We start from the raw sequence: 15,942 nt of genomic DNA, 5'->3' as shown, positions 1-15,942 counted from the left end.
GTGCCGGCAAGCCCGCCGGCGTTGTCGTCAGCGGGCCGGCCGCAAGACGATCTTGTACTGGCCGGGTCTCCCGGCTTTGATCGTCACGTCCTGGTTGTCTTCCGTCGAATAGGGGTTCGCCGAGCGCAGCCGAATCTGCGATCCGCTGAATACCTTGCGCCGGTCGTCCAGCCTGACGGACGAGAAACCGTTGGACAGCTCATTCACCAGCACCCGTGCAGCCAGCCGGCGCTCTCCGCGTTCCCCGATGCTGATCCATTCGAGCCAGAGCTTCGAGTGCATGTGTTCGAAGCCCTCGTAGACGATGATCACGCGAAGCGCGCCGCCTGCCTTGGCCGTGTTCCACTCGCCACCGCTTGCCACGGTGTGCACCTGCGGCGGCACGACCGGCCCGTCGGTGCGGGCATGCACCGCCATTGCGCTCGCGATCAGCAGTGCGGCGACGAGCATTCGTGGAAACGGCTTCATGGTTTCATCCCTCGCTTCTGGGTTGATGCGGTGCGGGCAACTGCCCGGACTGTATCCGTCCGCGGTGCCGACGCTCACTTGCTCACGACAAGCGGCTTCCCCTTCTCGACCAGATAGGTGGCGAGCTCGGCCGCATTGCCGCTGCCGATGTTCCTCGCCGAGTGGACCGCACCCGCCGGGATGAACAGCGAGTCGCCGACCTTGAGCGTGATAGGCGGCTTGCCCTCGAACTGGTATTGCACCGTGCCTTCGAGCACATAGGCGATCTCTTCGCCCGGATGCGAGTGAAAGCCGAAGGCCGCGCCCTGCGCGAAATCGACGCGCACCTGGATCACCTCGCGGCCGGGGTCGGCCAGGTCGTGCTTCAGCGATTGGGTGCGGCCGATGCCCGGGGGCTGCTGCGCGAATGCGAAATGCGGGGCCAGGGTGGTGCCGGCGACCAGCAGCATTGTTGCCATCGTTCGGATCTTCGTCGTGTTCGTCATGGGAGTCTTTCGGCATGTGGAGTGGATGACGAAGGCGATTCTTGGGGCGCTGCGTCCCGCTCTCCGCGCACACCGTATGCCTGTGTATCCGGGCCCGCTTTCGCGACAATAAATTTCATAGGGCGCTCGGCGCGCAAGCGCATTGCTCGCTCACTCGACTGCTTCGTGAGCGGCGCCATGGCCCCTTGTTGCGGGCGAAGCACGCGCATAGCATGCAGCCCATCCGAAACCATGCGCTTGTCAGGAGAGACCATGCAGCTTCACACCGCACGCATCTTCGTCCGGGACCTTGCCGACGCCTCCCGCTTTTATGAAGAAATACTTGGCCTGAAATTGAAGGCCGACGGGCGCGAACAGGGCTTCTGCGTGTTCGACGCCGGACCGATGAGTTTGGTGGTCGAGCGTGTCGAGGAGGATGCGCCAGCAGAAGACCGGGTACTGGTGGGGCGCTTTACCGGCCTGTCTTTCGATGTGGCAGACATCCAGTCGAAGTACAGGGAGCTTTCGTCGCTCGGCGTTGACTTCAGTGGGCTTCCGGAGCGGCAGCGATGGGGCGGTGTTCTTGCAACGCTTCGCGATCCTGCGGGCAATGAGCTTCAGCTTGTGGAGCAGCCTCGAGGGTAGTGGCGAATTGCCTTCGGATGAAACATGGAAGAAGAACTCCTCGAGAAGATCGACGCTGCCCTGGCCGACATTCGCCCGATGGCAGCACAGTCGTTCGAGCCGGCAGTGAGCATCGAGCGCCAACTCACGTGGTGCCGGAATTTCGTTCTCGGCCATCCGCAGGAGAACCGGCCGGGTCCGTTCTCGATGGGTCTCATCGCCGTTCGCGAATTCGACATGTACGGGGACCGGCCCGAACTGGCGACGCTTGTCAACGACGTCCAGAATCTGGTGCAGGCAAAGTTGGGGCTGCGCTGAGCCGACGTTAGGCCACGATTGCCCCCTACATCTTGGAAGAACATGTCTCTGCGTTCCGTCTTCTCGAAACTCGGTCGAAAACCATCTTCGGAGCAGCCGGGGACGTCGTCGATCCACGCAACGTCCGACTGCAAGCGCTACGGCCATCCAGAGTTTCAGATCCGCGTTTCGAACAGCGCCGTGCCGGTTGAAGACATCGCCCTGCTTCTGCGATTCTTCGAGCAACGGGTCGCCCAGGGCGAGAAGTTTCGGAGCGGCGAGAGCCTGCAGGTCGGCTGGATGTTCACGATGCTCGAGGACACACCGGAAGGATTCCTGCGAGTGCTGGAGCCCGACATGAAGGTTGTTCCGGTGAAGTTCGTCGATTCGGTCGATGGCACGCTGACGCACCTGCGCAATCAGCAGGACGTTGTCAGGAGCCTCACGCCTTCGGTGGAGCCGGACTTTCCGTCGCTTCGTCAAAGCGCTGTCGTGCACGTGAATTACAAGGAAGCAGGCCGAGTTCTGCTCACCCGAAGCGCTGCCGCCGACGAGACGGACTCTGGTTGGTGGCTCTCGGACCTGGACGACGAGGCGGGCTCCCAAGACCCGACTCGTTTCGTCAAGACCTCGCTCTATCAACTCGGTATCGACCGCCCGGACCTGGTCAAGTTCTTAGCTGTGCCGGCGGAATTGCAGGTTGTCGTGGACGGCGCCCGCATCGGCGTGCTTGGGGTAGACGGTGAGGTGCAGCAAATTCCGGGCTCGTACCTGAGCGAGCTGAACAAGCTCCGGCAACAACGCGCGTCCTCGACAGGTCAGTCTTCTGGAGGCTGAGGCCCGCTGCCGGCCAACACCAGACCTTCGCCGATCACTGTCAATCCCGCGTGCGAGACGACTGGTTGTGAAGGCATCCCTTGTCGGAAGCGAGATAACATCTTGAAATGATCCGCCGCTCCACCCTGGTCGGACCATCAATAGAGCAGCAACAACCAAGGGTGTTACCGCGAATGGAGCATCCTCATGTGGGGAATCTTGGGCGATCTTTTTATCGGCATCTTCGATTTCGTTGCCGATGTCTTCTTGTTCAGGGCGCTGCGCCGCAAACACGGTCGCCCCGGCCGTCGTGTTGCCGAGGACACGCTCGAGGTCGCACGCTTTGATTTCGTCACGACGGTCTTTATCGCACTGGTCTGCGTCGGACTGATGCTTCTGCTGACATTTGGACTGGGCCTTCCGGCGGGCTGGAGCGTCGGAATCGGCATCACCGTCGGAGGAATCTGGGGAGTCTGGCGATACGTTCAGTTGGTTCGTGAGCGATGAGCACGGCGCGGCCCGTAGCTATCACTCAGCCAAGGCCGATTTCTCCGGTCTTGCGCACCATCTGTCACCTGTTTCTATTCGACAAGTGCCGATTCAGTCACGCCTTTCAGGTCGCCTGGCGTTGCATCCAAGATGAAGTGGGATTGCTGCGCGTCGGGCTGCATTCGGCCGAGGCTGTGTGAAAACGCCGGTGTTGCGTCCTTCGCGTGAATGTCGACCTCTCAGAACGCGCCAGGATCGACGATCAAGGCTTCGGGAATGGTTTGGCTACCCTCGAAAACACGCCCGTCGAGCGTTTTCACACAGCCTCGGCCAGAAGCAGCCCCCTTCTTCAATGTGCATGCGTGCAAGCGACCTGCGAGGAACTCTCTTGAAACAGATGCCGAACACGATTCTTCCCGACTTGGCATGGTCATTCAGCAGGGACACTCCCGAATCCATCGCTGAATGGGAAGAAGCGTTGTTGGCCTATGGGGAAGACGTTGGCATGCCTGTCGAACGGGAGAGCCTGTGGCTGGTGCTCCCAGTTCGCGCTCTCGATGTGCAGTACACGTACTGGGTGTTCGACAACGAGTGGCAGCCAAAGAGCAAGGTCGTTTCCGTCCGTGCTTCAAGGCTCCTGTCGTGCAGCGAAATTCTTTTCGAGGTGCATAAGTCGTCGCATGCAGAACTGAAGGACCAGGATCACCGTTTTTTCGAAGGGCTGGAACTGCTTGACGAGGTGTTCGAAGAAGACGTGCCGGCGTACAGGATGCTGCTGGGCAGTTGAGGCTTGGTGGTGCGGAGACGCTGTATCGCAACTTGCCGAGATGCGAAAAAGGGGCGAACTTCGCAGGTTTGGAAGTAAGGGCTGACGGAATAGTTGCGAAACGAACGACTGCTGAGGAGAGGAAGCTACTTCCGCTTCGGGCCCGTCGCCGCCGTTCCCACCGCCCCGGTTCTCCGCGAAAAAACCGGTCACCCAACGGGTCATCATCCGCGAACTGAAGGAGGCGTTGACCTGTGAGCCTGGTGCCTCTCCGGCGAGGGCCGGAGGAGCCGACGTGCTTCCGCGCCGATCTATGCCGCGGCGCCACGAATGCGACGTGCCGACATTTGCGACAAGGCGCCGGGCACCTGTTGCTGCGTGCGTGCAACGCCCCTGTTGCCCGATCGCTATGGCGGTGTTAGCCTCCGCCCCCCAAAGATTAACTATCGCGTTGCGGCCAGCAACCAGCCGCACGAGAAACCCATGAAGCAGTTCCCGACCACGCAAGACGCATTGATGACCCGCACAGTTGCGGCGATTTCGCCGCGCCCTTTTTGCGCCGAATTGCTTTCCTAGAGCCTTTTCACCTGGAGGCTCGGCCTCCTGAGTTTCACAAGACCCGGTAGGCCTCAAGCCACCGGGTTTTTTGTTTTCTGCTTGCTGAGTTGGAGATTTGGACATGAGCCCCGAACGAGAACTTCTTTTTTCCGCCGCATGCGCTGCCAGTGCAGTGCTGCGCGTCAACTCCGTGGAGTGGTTCGTGTAGAGCCTCCAGGCCCTCGTGCGCCCGGAGGTCCATCCTTCAGGCAAGAAAAAAGCCTGTCGGGTGGTCCACCCCCGCAGGCTTTTTTTTCGCCCGCATGGCGGGCATCGCGAGTTTGGTGCGCGCGCGCCGACAACCCGCCGAGAGGTTCGCCTGGCCAGCGGATCGAATCGGTTTTCTTGACTCTCAAACTGGAGAAAAATGATGAACAACAAGGTTCATGTGAACGTCGGAACCATCGGTCACGTCGACCACGGCAAGACGACCCTGACGGCTGCTCTTACCTTCGTGCAGGCCGCGCGCATTGGCGGCCGTGCGCTGTCCTATGGGCAGATCGACAACGCGAAGGAAGAGCGCGAGCGCGGCATCACGATCAATACCTCGCACGTCGAGTACGAGTCGGACAGCCGTCACTACGCACACATCGACTGCCCCGGACATGCCGACTACATCAAGAACATGATCACCGGCGCCTCGCAGATGGACGGCGCGATCCTGCTGGTGGACGGCACCGAAGGCGCCGCCCGGCAGACCATCGAGCATGTGCTGCTGGCGCGCCAGGTGAACGTCGGCCACATGGTGGTGTTCGTGAACAAGATGGATCTCGTGGCCGGGAGCGACCGTGCGGAGATCGAACAGCTGATCGAAATGGAGATCGGCGCGCTGCTGGCTGCACACGGATACCACGATGCCCGCTTCGTTTTCGGCAGCGCGCTGAAGGCGCTGGCTGCCGCCGAACGTGGCGACCTCGAAGGGGCCGACGTGCAATGCATCGTCGAGCTCGTGAACGCGCTGGACTCGCGCATCCCCGATCCGGTGCGCGACTACGACGCGCCGTTCATGATGCCTGTCGAGGGCGTGCACACCATCGCGGGCCGTGGCACCGTGGTCAGCGGCCGTGTCGAGCGCGGCGTGATCCGCGTCGGCGACAGCCTGGAGATCGTCGGGCTCAGCGCGGACGGCGACGAGCAGGTGGTCGTCACCGGCGTGCAGTCCTTCCACAAGGACGTCGCCGAGGCACGGGCCGGCATGAACGTCGGCCTGCTGCTGCGCGGGGTCAAGCGCGACGCTGTCGTGCGAGGCCAGGTGGTCGTGAAGCCCGGTGCGCTGAAGCCGTACCGGACGGGGCGTGCGCAGATCTTCGTCCTCGGCAAGGACGAGGGTGGTCGCCATACCCCGTTCGGCTCCGGCTACCAGCCGCAGTTCTTCTTCGGCACGACCGACGTGACGGGTGTCATCCGCGTCGACACCGAGAGCGGTGTGGTCGAGCCGGGCGCACAGGCGCAGATCAGCTTCGAGCTGAACAAGCCCGTGGCCATCGAGAACGGCATGCGCTTCGCCATGCGCGAAGGGGGCAAGACCGTCGGCGCAGGCATCGTGACCGAGGTGCTCGGCTGAAAGACTGATGCACCACTTGCCCCTGTCGTCCGCTTGTCGGACGGCAGGGGCTTTTTTTATTGGCCGAGTTGTTCGGCAAGCCCGACGATGATGCCCTCGGGGCCGCGAATATAGGCAAGCCGGTACGAATCCCCGTACTGCATCTGGCCGATGATTTCCGTGCCATGGGCCTGCATCCACGCAACGACAGCATCTGGCGTGTGGAACTTGGACGGTCATGTCCTTCGGTCCCTTTTTCAACGATGTCGCGTGTTGCGTTTATTTTCTCTTGCGAACCAGCGCATGAACAACCATCGCGATGCCAACAAGCACAAGGGGCAACCCTCCGGCCCACGACTCGTATCCAACCGGAAGCAGCATCTTGAACATGTCGTCTATCCAGCAGGTACCGCGGCACATACGGCCTTCGGTCAGCATGAGAGCCCCGCCGATCAGCACGCCTGCGGCGCCAATGGCAATTTCACCTTTCAATGGAAGACTCCTCGTGACCGACCGCTCCAGGTCGAATGTTTTCTTTCTTGCGTCGCGCTCAGCTGCGGCCAGCGTACTGGTCATTTTGCGCGGTCGTTTGCGGGACAGCACACTAGACCAGCCGCAGCTCCCGCGGCGCCACGCCCTCGAACACCCGCCCAATCTGCGCAGGCGACAACCCATACATCCGCCGGAACAACCCACCGAACACCGCCCGGTATTCATTGAGTACCGGGTAGTCGCGGTTCTGGAACAGCGTGGCCTGCGTCAGCGCCTGCTGCTCGCCGACGATGCGCCCGCCCGCCTCGGCCGAGAGGCCGCCGCCGAGCACCCAGTACACGGTCCCGTGCCCATGGTCCGTCCCCCTGTTGCCGTTCTCGCGAAAGGTGCGGCCGAACTCGCTGATGACGACCACCACGGTCTGCCGCCAGGCGTCCTCGCCCATCTCCTGTGCAAAGCCGGCGACGCCGCGGCCCAACTCCTCGAAGCGGTTGGCGAGGTAGCCGGTGGCGGCGCCCTGCCCCACGTGCGTGTCCCAGCCGCCGACGTCGACGAAGCCGAGGTCGAAGCGGTCGCGCATCAGCACGGCCATGCGGCGCGCGACGAGCTCAAAGCCCTTGGCGCTCATCGCATTGCGGCTGACCGCATCCATCTCGGCCTGCACCGCACGCATGACCTCGTCGCGCACCTGGAAGCCTTCGGCCACCGGCTGTGCGAGCGATGTGTTGCGGTACATGGCCGCGATGATCTGGCTCTGCCGCGCGTCGATGCCCGAGCGCGCATTGCCCGCGAGCGCCATGTTGGCGGCCTTGGCGTCGCCGCGCAGCGAGATGGGCAACTGGTCGGTAAAGGCAATGGGCGACACGTCGGTCACCGGGCCGCCGCCGAGCACGCTGGCCAGGCGGTTGAGAAAACCCGAGCGGTAGTCGCGCCGCTTGTCGAGCGCCTGGCCGAGTTCGATGGAGTCTTGCGTCTCGAAGTGGCTGCGCGTGAGGTCGTCGGTGCCCGCGAAGGCGATGAACGCAGCCTGCTTCTGCTGGAAGAGCGGCATCACGCTCTGCGCGAGTGCAGGGTGCAGGCCCCAGTTGCCGTCGAGCGGCAGCGCACCGTTGGGCTGACCCGGTCTCGCGATGGCGATGTTGGGGCGCGAGGCGTAGTAGAAATCGCTGGCGGTCGGCACCAGCAGGCTGGTGCAGTCGTAAGCGCCGCGCAGGAACACGACGAGCAGCTTGGCGCCTTCGGCAGAAGGTGCGGCGATCAACTGGCCGGCCGCGCCCGCGAGCGGTGCGGCGGCCATCAGCTTCAGGAGTTCTCGGCGTTGCATCACTTGCGTCCTTTCTTTTGTCTTGCCCCTTCCCCCTCTGGGGGAAGGTTGGGATGGGGGCACGACGGCGTTCGATCCGTCACGGTGCTTCATCGAACGCCGCTTGCCCCCACCCCTGCCCTCCCCCAGAGGGGGAGGGAGAAAAACCCAAACCTCATCGGCGCATCAGCTCGGGCGATGCGAGCAGGAAGGTGTTCCATTCCTGCGGGGTCTTCGCCTGCGCGAGTGCTTCGCGCGTGTCTGCACTCAAGCCGACCTGCATCGCACGAACTGCCTGCGATTCGGCCAGCTGCGGAAACGCGGGCTTCTCCAGCGGCGCCTTGTCGTCCGCACGGAACAGCACCGCGCCATTCGCCCCGATGGCGCGCGCAATCTCGAAGCGCGTGTTCATCTGCCCCGCACTGGCCCACGCGGCTTCGTTGAGCGGATACCCATCGGGCGTCTCGTGCCCATACAGCGGCTCGCCCATGCGGTTGATCCAGTTGAGCATCGGGTTCACGTTGGGCGCCACGCGGTCGTCGTACGCGAGCCGCACGCCGGCCATCACGTAGTGCACCGGGTCGCGGAACTTGCGGCCGAGCGAGGCGGCGAATTCGGGTGATTCGAACAGCGCCCTCAGCGTGACGGCGATGTCGCCGTCGCTGCGCGTGAAGGCGGCGGCCATGCGGTCGACGAGTGCGGGCAATGGCTCATCGGCAACGAAGTACACCGCGAGCTTGCGCGAGATGAAGCGCGCGGTGGCAGGGGCGCGTGCCAATCGGTCCAGCGCCTCGTCGGCTTCCGCAAGACCGCGCGCCTGTATCGGCTGGCCCAGCAGCGTCTTGGCACCGTAGTCATGCCGGTTCGGGTTGAACTCGAAGAGCCCCTTGCGCACGTAGTCCGCACGCACGGCAGCGCGGATGTTCGGCGGCGCGGCGTCGATCGGCTGCTGGCTCACGCCCACGCCAGTGAGCACACGCGCCAGCTCCTGCACGTCGGCCTGCGAGTAGCCGCCGCCCACGCCCAGCGTGTGCAGCTCCATCAGCTCGCGCGCGTAGTTCTCGTTGATGCGGTTGGCGGCGTTCTGCGCGTTGTCCAGGTAGCGCAGCATCGCGGGGTGATGCAGCGTGGCGCCGAGCAGGTCGCGGAACTTGCCGAGCGCATGCGGGCGGATCGCGTTCTCTTCGTAGTCACCGACGAGCGCGCGGATGTTGTCCTTGCGCAGGTTGACGTTGAAGTGATTCATCCAGAACCAGGTCATCTGCTCCTGCAGCTGGTTGGGCGAGTACAGCGCGCGCAACACGAAGCGTTGTTGCGCCTCGCGGCCGAGCCGGGTCAGCTCCTGTTGGTAGGCCTGGCGTGCGGCTTTCTTCTGTTCTTCGTCGGGCAGTGCATCGGCCGCCTTGCGCTGGGCGTCGAGGCCGATGACCAATTGATCGAGCGGTGTGCGCGAGATCGTCATCGCGTCGATCTGCGCCTGCGCGGCCGGAGGCAAGGGTTGGGGCTGCGGCTTCAGTTGCTGCCCCATCCATCGCGCAAGGCCTGTCCTGGACAGTTCAGCCTGACTGCTGGCGTTCGCGCCCCAGGTCACGCGATCGAGCCATTGCAACTGCGCGGCCGGGTTGTCGGCCGCAGTGCTCGAAACAGACAACGGAGGTGCATCGGATCGCAGCGATCCGGTGGTGCAGGCCGCCAGGGCCATGGCGGCCGACACCATGCAGAGACGGCCAAGATGCAGCATGGAACTCATCATGAACCGATCAACCCGCGCGGGGTAGATGCGGTTGACGGCCCCGCGCCGCCCTTCAGGTAAAGCTGGCGGTCAGCTTCGTTTCAAGCCGAAACGAAAGCCAAAGGCCGGATCAGGCGCTCGCGACCTGGCTCGGCGCCGCACCAGCAATCTGCTTCAACGCCCGCTCGAACACCTCGACCGGCTGGCCACCGGAGATCAGGTGCTGGTCGTTGATGATGATCGCGGGCACCGAGTGGATGCCGGCATCGGTGTACATGCGTTCGCGTTCGCGGGTCTCGGTGGCGTACTCGTCGCTCGCCAGAATCTCACGGGCCCGCGCCGCATCGAGGCCCGCCTCGGTCGCCGCATGCACCAGCACCTCGGGGTCCGAGGGGTTCTGGCTGTCGGTGAAGTAGGCCTTGAGCAGCAGCTTCTTGAGCGCCGCCTGCTTGGCCGGGCTCTCCAGTTCGGCCCAGTGCAGGAGCCGGTGTGCATTGAAGGTGTTGTAGACCCGGGGCCGGCCCTCGGCGCTGAACTCGAAGCCGACGGCCGCGCCGCGCTGGCGGATCATCTCGCGGGATTGGGCTTGCTGTTCGCGCGAAGAACCGTACTTCTGGTTCAGGTGCTCGAAGGTGTCCTGCCCTTCGGGCGGCATCTGCGGGTTCAGCTCGAAGGGCTGGAAGTGCAGCTCCGCGGTGACCTCCGGTGCCACCCTCTTGAGCGCCGCCTCGAGCGAACTCAGGCCAACGGCGCACCAGGGGCAAGACACATCGGAGACGAAATCGATCTTGAGGTGGGATGAAGAGGTGGTCATGGGCGCCATTCTTCACGGCCCCACAACCCTTCGTGCTGACAAGGTTTTCAGGCCACGGCCTTGGTCAACCGGGCGTCCGACAGCGTCTGCTCGCGCAGGCGCTCGTACTCGGCCTTGTCCACCGGTACGGCGTTGGGGTCGCCCAGGTCGCGCATGTGGATGCGGTAGGTTTCCCGCGCGCTCATGGCCGCGAGCGCCGCGAGGATGGTCACCGCGAAGGTGATCGCGCCGACCGTGAACCACACATTGGTCGAGCCCGGAGGCGCCACGGCGGCGAACAGCGCGGGCAGGAGCGCGGTGAAGGTGGTGCCGATGTTCTGCGAAATGGCCATGGCCGAGACGCGGTTGCGGGTGCGGAACAGCTCCGGATAGAAGCTCGGGAAGGTCGCGTTGTAGCCCTGGTACACGATGCCCCACATCAGGAGCGACATGCAGATCGCGAGCGGCACGTTCTTGATGCTGATCGCATACAGGTACACGAACGACAGCAGCCCCGAGGCCAGCGCGCCCACGATGATCGGGGGCTTGCGGCCGATGCGGTCCGACAGGTTGCCCACGAAGGGAATCACCAGCACCGCGAGGATGTTGCCCAGCACCGGGATCCACAGGTACACGTCTTTCTGGAAGCCGATGCCATAGGCCGCCTGCACCGCATAGGCCGCGCCGAACACGGTCGCCACCACGGGAATCACGTTCATCAGCGCCATGCAGACCACGCGCAACATGTCGGCCCAGCTGTCGGTGAAGGCCTGCACGATGGGCGACTTCGCCACTTCGCCCTTCTTGTCGACTTCGGCGAAAGCGGGCGTCTCATCGACCTCGCGGCGGATGATGTAGCCGGCCACGATGACCAGGAAGCTCAGCAGGAATGGAATGCGCCAGCCCCACGAATTGAAGGCGTCTTCGGGCATGTAGTGCGCGAGCGGCAAGAAGACTGCAGCCGCCAGGATCTGGCCGGCCTGCACGCCCTGCAGCGTGAAGCTCGCGAAGAAGCCGCGGCGCCCGAACGGTGCGTGCTCCAGGATCATCGAGCTCGCGCCCGAGATCTCGCCCGCCACCGCAAAGCCCTGCACCAGGCGCAGGATCACCAGCAGCACCGGGGCCAGCAGGCCGACCTGGTCATAGGTCGGCAACAGGCCCACGGCCACGGTCGAGAAGCCCATGAGGAACATGCACAGCACCAGCACTTGCTTGCGGCCGTGCGTGTCGCCCCAGTGGCCGAGCACGAAAGCGCCGATGGGGCGTGCCACGTAGCCCACACCGTAGGTCGCGAGCGACGCGACGATGGCGGTCGTCGGGTCGCCCTTCGGAAAGAAGATCTGCGGAAAGATCAGCGCCGCCGCGGTGGCGTAGATGAAGAAGTCGTAGTACTCCAGCGCCGAGCCGATCCAGCCGCTGGCGGCGGCTTTCTTCGACTGATGCCTGCCTTGCGGCTCTTTGGCTGATGTGTTGTTGGCCATGGGTTTGTCTCCAGTGGTGATGCTGTGTGATGCAGTGATGCGTGCGGAAAAAAATCAGTCGTCCTGCGCTTGCGAAGCCATGCGCGCGGGGGCATTGAGGGCACCGTAGGCGTCGTAGCGGCCCACGCGCTGCGCGACCTCGAAGAAGAGCCCGCCCTCGAAGCTCTCGGTGTAGATGTGCAGGTAGTCGCCGGCCGGCGAGCGATCGAACAGCACGCCCGCCGCGCGCATGCGTTCGAGCAGCTCGGGCGCGAGGTCGATGCGCGTGGCGAGGTCGTCGTAGTAGTTGTCCGAGATCGGCACGAAGCGCGTGCCGTTGGCGCGCAGCCTCGCGGCCGTCTCGAAGATGTCCTCGCAGTTCAACGCGATGTGGTGCACCGCGCCGCCGCCGGTCACGCTGAGCGTGCGCGCGGTGCGGGTGCGCTGGCTCAGCGATACGTTGAGTACCAGGCGCACGCTGCGCTCGGCGTTGGCGACGCCGCGGCTGCGGATCAGGCCGAAGGGGTCGGCCAGCTCCAGGCTCTCGCCGGGCTCCAGGCCGAGCACGGCGCGGGTGAAGAGCACCCAGGTGTCGAGCTGGTCGAGCGCGAGGCCGAGGGCGACGTGGTCGATCTGCGCCAGGCCCGCATCGTTGGCTTCGGGCGCATCGTCTTCGAGGATGAAGTCGGCTTCGTACAGGCCGTTTGCGCCCAGCGACTCCGGCACGAAGTGAATGAGGTTGCCGCCCGGCGCAACGACCGCCGGCACGCGCAACTCGTTCGGGCCGACGGGACTGTCGTGGCGCTTTGATCGCATCGCGGTCGCACGCCCCACCGCCGCGAGCGGATCGGCGCAGCGCACACCGAGCGCGCACACCGAGGTGCCGTGCGCCTCGAATCGTCCGCGCGCAAAAGAATCGGGCTGCGCGTTCACGATGAAGTTGATCTCGCCCTGCCGATACAGCGTCACGGCCTTGGAGCGGTGCTTGCCGATGCGGCGAAAGCCCAGTTGCCGCACCAGCGTGTCGAGCGTGAGCGCCGAAGCTTCGTTGGCCGCGAACTCGATGAACGACAGGCCCGAGAGCGCAGCGACGGGCGGCGGATTGAACAGCTCCACGCGCTGCTGCGGCTGCACCGCGGCCAACCGCTGGCGCGCTTCGCTCTCCAGGTACAGCAGCGAGCGCATCGCATCGACGGCGGTGCGGCGATTCGGCGTCTCGCGAAAGATGTCGTTGAAGATCTCCAGCGACAGCGGCCCGGTGTAGCCCGCGCGCAGCACCTGCTCGAAGAAGCCGACCACGTCGAAATCGCCCTGCCCCGGAAACGAGCGGTGGTGCCGCGCCCACTGCAGCACATCCATTGCGAGCAGCGGCGCATCGGCCATCTGCAAAAAGAAGATCTTCTCGCCCGGAATGCCGGCGATGCCCGCCGGGTCGTCCTTCAATGAGAGCGTGTGGAAGCTGTCAAGGATGAGTCCGAGGTGCGCGTGATCCGCCTGCTTCACGATGTTCCAGGCCTGCCCATAGCGCGAGGTGTGCCGGCCCCAGGCCAGCGCCTCGAAGCCCACGCGCAGGTTGCGGCGCGCGGCGCGCTCGGCCAGTTCGTGCAGTTGTGCGGCGGCGAGTGCGGGGTCGTTGACCGACAGCGGCGAGGTGTTCGAGCAGCACAGCACCATCGGCGCACCCAGCGCCTCCATCAGGTCGAACTTGCGTTCGGCGCGCTCCAGGCTGCGGCGGAATTGCGGCTCGGGCATGCCTTCGAAATCGCGAAACGGCTGGTAGAGGTCGATGGCCAGGCCCAGGTCGGCCACGATGCCGCGCAGCTCGGTGGCCGTGCCCTTGAAGTTGATGAAGTCGGCCTCGAACAGCTCGATGCCGTCGAACCCGGCGGCCGCGATGGCTTCGAGCTTCTGGCGAAGGGTGCCGCTGAGCGAGACCGTGGCGATGGAGCGATGCATGGGGGTGGACTTTAGGAACCCGGGCCCTGCGCCACAACCAATTCAGGCACCGATCGGGCGATTAACGAACGCACTAGTTCATTAATCGCACGAAATACGGGATACACCTAGGTCCGGGCTGCCTTCGCGGGCGCTCAGAGGTTGCGCCAGAAATCGATCAGCAGCTGTTCGAACTCGGTAGGCCGCTCCACGGCGCTCAGGTGGGCGGCGGCTATGGTGGCCAGGCGCGCACCGGGAATGGCCGCAGCCATCGCTTCCGACATCGCCATCGGCGTGGCCTCGTCCTGCAGGCCGCCGATGACCAGCGTGGGCACGGCGATGCGGTGGTTGCTGTCGCGAAAATCGATGGCGGCGACCGCGTTGCAGCTCTCGATGTAGCCCTGCGCATCCGTTGCGACCAGCACGTCGTGCAGCGACTTGGCTGCGGCTGCGCCTTCGGGCGTCGCCGCATACGCGGGCGTGAGCCAGCGCGAAACAGCACCCGCCGCGATGGCGCCCACGCCCTTGGCGGCGACCGTCTCGGCCCGCGCACGCCACGGCGCCTGGTCGGGATAGTGGGCGGACGAATTGGCGATCACCATGGTCTTGAGCAGCTCAGGGTGCCGCACCGCCAGCGCCTGCGCGGTCATGCCGCCCATCGAGAGGCCGACGAAGTGCACCGGCTCGCCGTCGGTCTCGCGCTGGATCAGTTCGGCCACGTCCTGCGCCAGTGTCTCCACGCGCAGAGCGCCCGGCACCACCTCGGAGCCGCCGTGATTGCGGTGGTCGTAGCGGATCACCGTGTGGGCTTGCGCAAGCTGCTCGGCCACGCCGTCCCACATGCGCAGGCTGCAGCCCAGTGCATGGCTGAGCACGACGAAGGGGCCTTCGCCTTCGCGAACGACATTCAGGCGGGGGGTCATGGTGTGGTTTCCTTTTTACGGATCTTTTTACGGATCTTTTTACGAATGCTTGGGAGGTTGAAGACGCGGGAGCCAGAGAAACGCAATGGCCAGCAGCACGGCACCGGCCACCAGCATCGGCACAACCATGGGCCATGCGCCATGGGAGTAATCGGTATCGACAAACAGCGCGGCGACCTGCCCCACGCAGAACGCGACCATCATCATGCCGAAGCCGGACCACGACACGGCCCGCCCCGCGAGGTGCGGCAGGTCGCCCACGGCGCCCGCCTGCCCGCAGGGCTGGTGGATGCCGTGGCCGAGGCAGTACACCGCGTGGCCCACCAGCAGTGGCACGGCGCTCAGCGGCATGAGCCAGCAGCCCAGCGCCTGAATGACCGCACCCGTCATGCTGAGCGATGCGCCCAGCCGCACGGTGCGCACCGGCCCGTAGCGCCGCAGCAGGCTGCGGCACATGGTGGTGCTGAAGATGTAGACCAGCGAGCCGCCGGCCGGGATCCATCCGTACCACGCGGGCGACCAGCCGAGGTAGCCGATGTAGACCATCGGCGACAGCAGCAAGAAGCAGAAGAGCCCGCCATAAGTGGTGGCCGCCACCGAGGCCCACGCGCGGAACGAGCGGCTTGCGAACACGGCGCGCGTGCTGCCGCGCGGTGCGGACGATTCGCCCGTCAGCGGCTTGCGCGTTTCGCCGAACGAGCGCCAGCACAGCGCGAACAGCAGCGAGGCATACACCGCCATCGCCACCATCACCCAGCGCCAGCCCGCGCCCTGCACGAGCCATGCGCCGAGCAGCGGCGCGATCAGCCCGACCACGCCCAGCCCCGTGAGGCCGCGCGCCATCACATGCGGGCCTTCGTGCGCCGGATAGAGATCGCGCACCGCCGCGCGCGAGCACACGAGGATCGCGGCCATCGAAAAGCCCTGCAGCGTGCGCCAGGCCGCGAGCACCGCCACGCTGCCCGCGAACGCACCGCCGAACGCGGCGACCACGTAGCAGGCGAGCCCCGCGAGCAGCACGGGCCGGCGGCCGAAACGATCCGCGAGCGGGCCGCAGAGCAACTGCGCAAAGCCGAAGGCCAGTACGAACAGCGTGAGGCTGGTGCTGGCCGAGCCGAGCTCCTTCGCGATGGCGGGGAGCGCCGGCAGATAGCTGTCGGTGGCGACCGGCTGCGCTGCCAGAAGCAGCGGCAGCATCAAGGTGAAGCTGACGTCGAACCGGCCCTTCTTCGGGGCGACC

Annotated in this window: 16 protein-coding genes and 1 pseudogene; 6 read left to right on the top strand and 11 right to left on the bottom strand. The window is 65.0% G+C overall.

The window, feature by feature from the left end; all coding sequences use genetic code 11:
- Nucleotides 1-27 precede the first annotated feature (27 nt).
- Complete coding sequence (locus NU688_RS03320; protein ID WP_257859115.1) at nt 28-450, bottom strand: hypothetical protein; 423 nt, start codon at nt 448-450, stop codon at nt 28-30.
- A gap of 92 nt (nt 451-542) precedes the next feature.
- A complete protein-coding gene (locus NU688_RS03315; protein WP_257859114.1) occupies nt 543-953 on the bottom strand; it encodes a cupin domain-containing protein in 411 nt (136 codons plus the stop codon).
- 252 nt (nt 954-1,205) lie between these two features.
- Between NU688_RS03315 and NU688_RS03310 the strand changes: the two genes are divergently transcribed.
- The 6 genes from NU688_RS03310 (at nt 1,206) to tuf (ending at nt 6,085) form a co-directional block, all read left to right on the top strand.
- On the top strand, nt 1,206-1,577 hold the full coding sequence (locus NU688_RS03310) for a VOC family protein (protein ID WP_257859113.1): 372 nt from the start codon (nt 1,206-1,208) through the stop codon (nt 1,575-1,577).
- A gap of 24 nt (nt 1,578-1,601) precedes the next feature.
- Nucleotides 1,602-1,874, top strand: coding sequence for an immunity protein Tsi6 family protein (locus NU688_RS03305; protein ID WP_257859112.1), 273 nt, complete (start codon nt 1,602-1,604; stop codon nt 1,872-1,874).
- A gap of 42 nt (nt 1,875-1,916) precedes the next feature.
- The gene (locus tag NU688_RS03300; protein ID WP_257859111.1) at nt 1,917-2,690 is read left to right on the top strand and encodes a hypothetical protein; all 774 of its coding nucleotides are present in this window, start codon (nt 1,917-1,919) and stop codon (nt 2,688-2,690) included.
- Nucleotides 2,691-2,876: 186 nt separating this feature from the next.
- Nucleotides 2,877-3,176, top strand: coding sequence for a hypothetical protein (locus NU688_RS03295; RefSeq protein WP_257859110.1), 300 nt, complete (start codon nt 2,877-2,879; stop codon nt 3,174-3,176).
- Between the two features lie 370 nt (nt 3,177-3,546).
- Nucleotides 3,547-3,945: a hypothetical protein gene (locus NU688_RS03290; protein ID WP_257859109.1), complete on the top strand. Its 399-nt coding sequence runs from the start codon at nt 3,547-3,549 to the stop codon at nt 3,943-3,945.
- 943 nt (nt 3,946-4,888) lie between these two features.
- Nucleotides 4,889-6,085 carry an elongation factor Tu gene (tuf, locus tag NU688_RS03285; RefSeq protein WP_374684610.1) on the top strand — a complete coding sequence of 399 codons (1,197 nt, stop codon included), beginning with the start codon at nt 4,889-4,891 and terminating at the stop codon, nt 6,083-6,085.
- Nucleotides 6,086-6,141: 56 nt separating this feature from the next.
- Here tuf and NU688_RS03280 read toward each other — a convergent pair.
- The 9 genes and pseudogenes from NU688_RS03280 to NU688_RS03240 form a co-directional block, all read right to left on the bottom strand.
- A pseudogene (locus NU688_RS03280) lies at nt 6,142-6,279 on the bottom strand (VOC family protein); the annotation flags it as partial.
- A 64-nt stretch (nt 6,280-6,343) separates the two neighbouring features.
- Nucleotides 6,344-6,640 (bottom strand): hypothetical protein, encoded by a 297-nt coding sequence (locus NU688_RS03275; protein ID WP_257859107.1) that lies wholly within the window; start codon nt 6,638-6,640, stop codon nt 6,344-6,346.
- A gap of 28 nt (nt 6,641-6,668) precedes the next feature.
- Entirely contained in the window at nt 6,669-7,880 is a 1,212-nt protein-coding gene (locus NU688_RS03270) for a DUF1501 domain-containing protein (RefSeq protein WP_257859106.1), read from the bottom strand.
- A gap of 154 nt (nt 7,881-8,034) precedes the next feature.
- On the bottom strand, nt 8,035-9,600 hold the full coding sequence (locus NU688_RS03265) for a DUF1800 domain-containing protein (RefSeq protein ID WP_374684609.1): 1,566 nt from the start codon (nt 9,598-9,600) through the stop codon (nt 8,035-8,037).
- A gap of 121 nt (nt 9,601-9,721) precedes the next feature.
- Nucleotides 9,722-10,405 carry a DsbA family oxidoreductase gene (locus NU688_RS03260; RefSeq protein ID WP_374684608.1) on the bottom strand — a complete coding sequence of 228 codons (684 nt, stop codon included), beginning with the start codon at nt 10,403-10,405 and terminating at the stop codon, nt 9,722-9,724.
- 47 nt (nt 10,406-10,452) lie between these two features.
- A complete protein-coding gene (locus NU688_RS03255; RefSeq protein ID WP_257859104.1) occupies nt 10,453-11,865 on the bottom strand; it encodes an MFS transporter in 1,413 nt (470 codons plus the stop codon).
- Nucleotides 11,866-11,919: 54 nt separating this feature from the next.
- Nucleotides 11,920-13,800 (bottom strand): bifunctional sugar phosphate isomerase/epimerase/4-hydroxyphenylpyruvate dioxygenase family protein, encoded by a 1,881-nt coding sequence (locus tag NU688_RS03250; RefSeq protein ID WP_257859103.1) that lies wholly within the window; start codon nt 13,798-13,800, stop codon nt 11,920-11,922.
- A 134-nt stretch (nt 13,801-13,934) separates the two neighbouring features.
- Entirely contained in the window at nt 13,935-14,702 is a 768-nt protein-coding gene (locus NU688_RS03245; protein ID WP_257859102.1) for an alpha/beta fold hydrolase, read from the bottom strand.
- 39 nt (nt 14,703-14,741) lie between these two features.
- Nucleotides 14,742-15,899, bottom strand: coding sequence for a multidrug effflux MFS transporter (locus NU688_RS03240; protein ID WP_257860495.1), 1,158 nt, complete (start codon nt 15,897-15,899; stop codon nt 14,742-14,744).
- Nucleotides 15,900-15,942: the final 43 nt, after the last annotated feature.

The organism is Variovorax sp. ZS18.2.2 (assembly GCF_024701975.1).
In the GTDB taxonomy this organism is placed as follows: domain Bacteria; phylum Pseudomonadota; class Gammaproteobacteria; order Burkholderiales; family Burkholderiaceae_C; genus Variovorax.
This window is presented reverse-complemented; position numbering and strand designations above follow the sequence as displayed.

What these genes read in the sequence shown, in the direction of transcription:
- NU688_RS03320 (WP_257859115.1), bottom strand. Translation starts at nt 450, where the DNA reads ATGCTCGTCGCCGCACTGCTGATCGCGAGCGCAATGGCGGTGCATGCC.
- NU688_RS03315 (WP_257859114.1), bottom strand. Translation starts at nt 953, where the DNA reads ATGACGAACACGACGAAGATCCGAACGATGGCAACAATGCTGCTGGTC.
- NU688_RS03310 (WP_257859113.1), top strand. Translation starts at nt 1,206, where the DNA reads ATGCAGCTTCACACCGCACGCATCTTCGTCCGGGACCTTGCCGACGCC.
- NU688_RS03305 (WP_257859112.1), top strand. Translation starts at nt 1,602, where the DNA reads ATGGAAGAAGAACTCCTCGAGAAGATCGACGCTGCCCTGGCCGACATT.
- NU688_RS03300 (WP_257859111.1), top strand. Translation starts at nt 1,917, where the DNA reads ATGTCTCTGCGTTCCGTCTTCTCGAAACTCGGTCGAAAACCATCTTCG.
- NU688_RS03295 (WP_257859110.1), top strand. Translation starts at nt 2,877, where the DNA reads ATGTGGGGAATCTTGGGCGATCTTTTTATCGGCATCTTCGATTTCGTT.
- tuf (WP_374684610.1), top strand. Translation starts at nt 4,889, where the DNA reads ATGATGAACAACAAGGTTCATGTGAACGTCGGAACCATCGGTCACGTC.
- NU688_RS03275 (WP_257859107.1), bottom strand. Translation starts at nt 6,640, where the DNA reads ATGACCAGTACGCTGGCCGCAGCTGAGCGCGACGCAAGAAAGAAAACA.
- NU688_RS03270 (WP_257859106.1), bottom strand. Translation starts at nt 7,880, where the DNA reads ATGCAACGCCGAGAACTCCTGAAGCTGATGGCCGCCGCACCGCTCGCG.
- NU688_RS03265 (WP_374684609.1), bottom strand. Translation starts at nt 9,600, where the DNA reads ATGCTGCATCTTGGCCGTCTCTGCATGGTGTCGGCCGCCATGGCCCTG.
- NU688_RS03260 (WP_374684608.1), bottom strand. Translation starts at nt 10,405, where the DNA reads ATGACCACCTCTTCATCCCACCTCAAGATCGATTTCGTCTCCGATGTG.
- NU688_RS03255 (WP_257859104.1), bottom strand. Translation starts at nt 11,865, where the DNA reads ATGGCCAACAACACATCAGCCAAAGAGCCGCAAGGCAGGCATCAGTCG.
- NU688_RS03250 (WP_257859103.1), bottom strand. Translation starts at nt 13,800, where the DNA reads ATGCATCGCTCCATCGCCACGGTCTCGCTCAGCGGCACCCTTCGCCAG.
- NU688_RS03245 (WP_257859102.1), bottom strand. Translation starts at nt 14,702, where the DNA reads ATGACCCCCCGCCTGAATGTCGTTCGCGAAGGCGAAGGCCCCTTCGTC.
- NU688_RS03240 (WP_257860495.1), bottom strand. Translation starts at nt 15,899, where the DNA reads ATGCTGCCGCTGCTTCTGGCAGCGCAGCCGGTCGCCACCGACAGCTAT.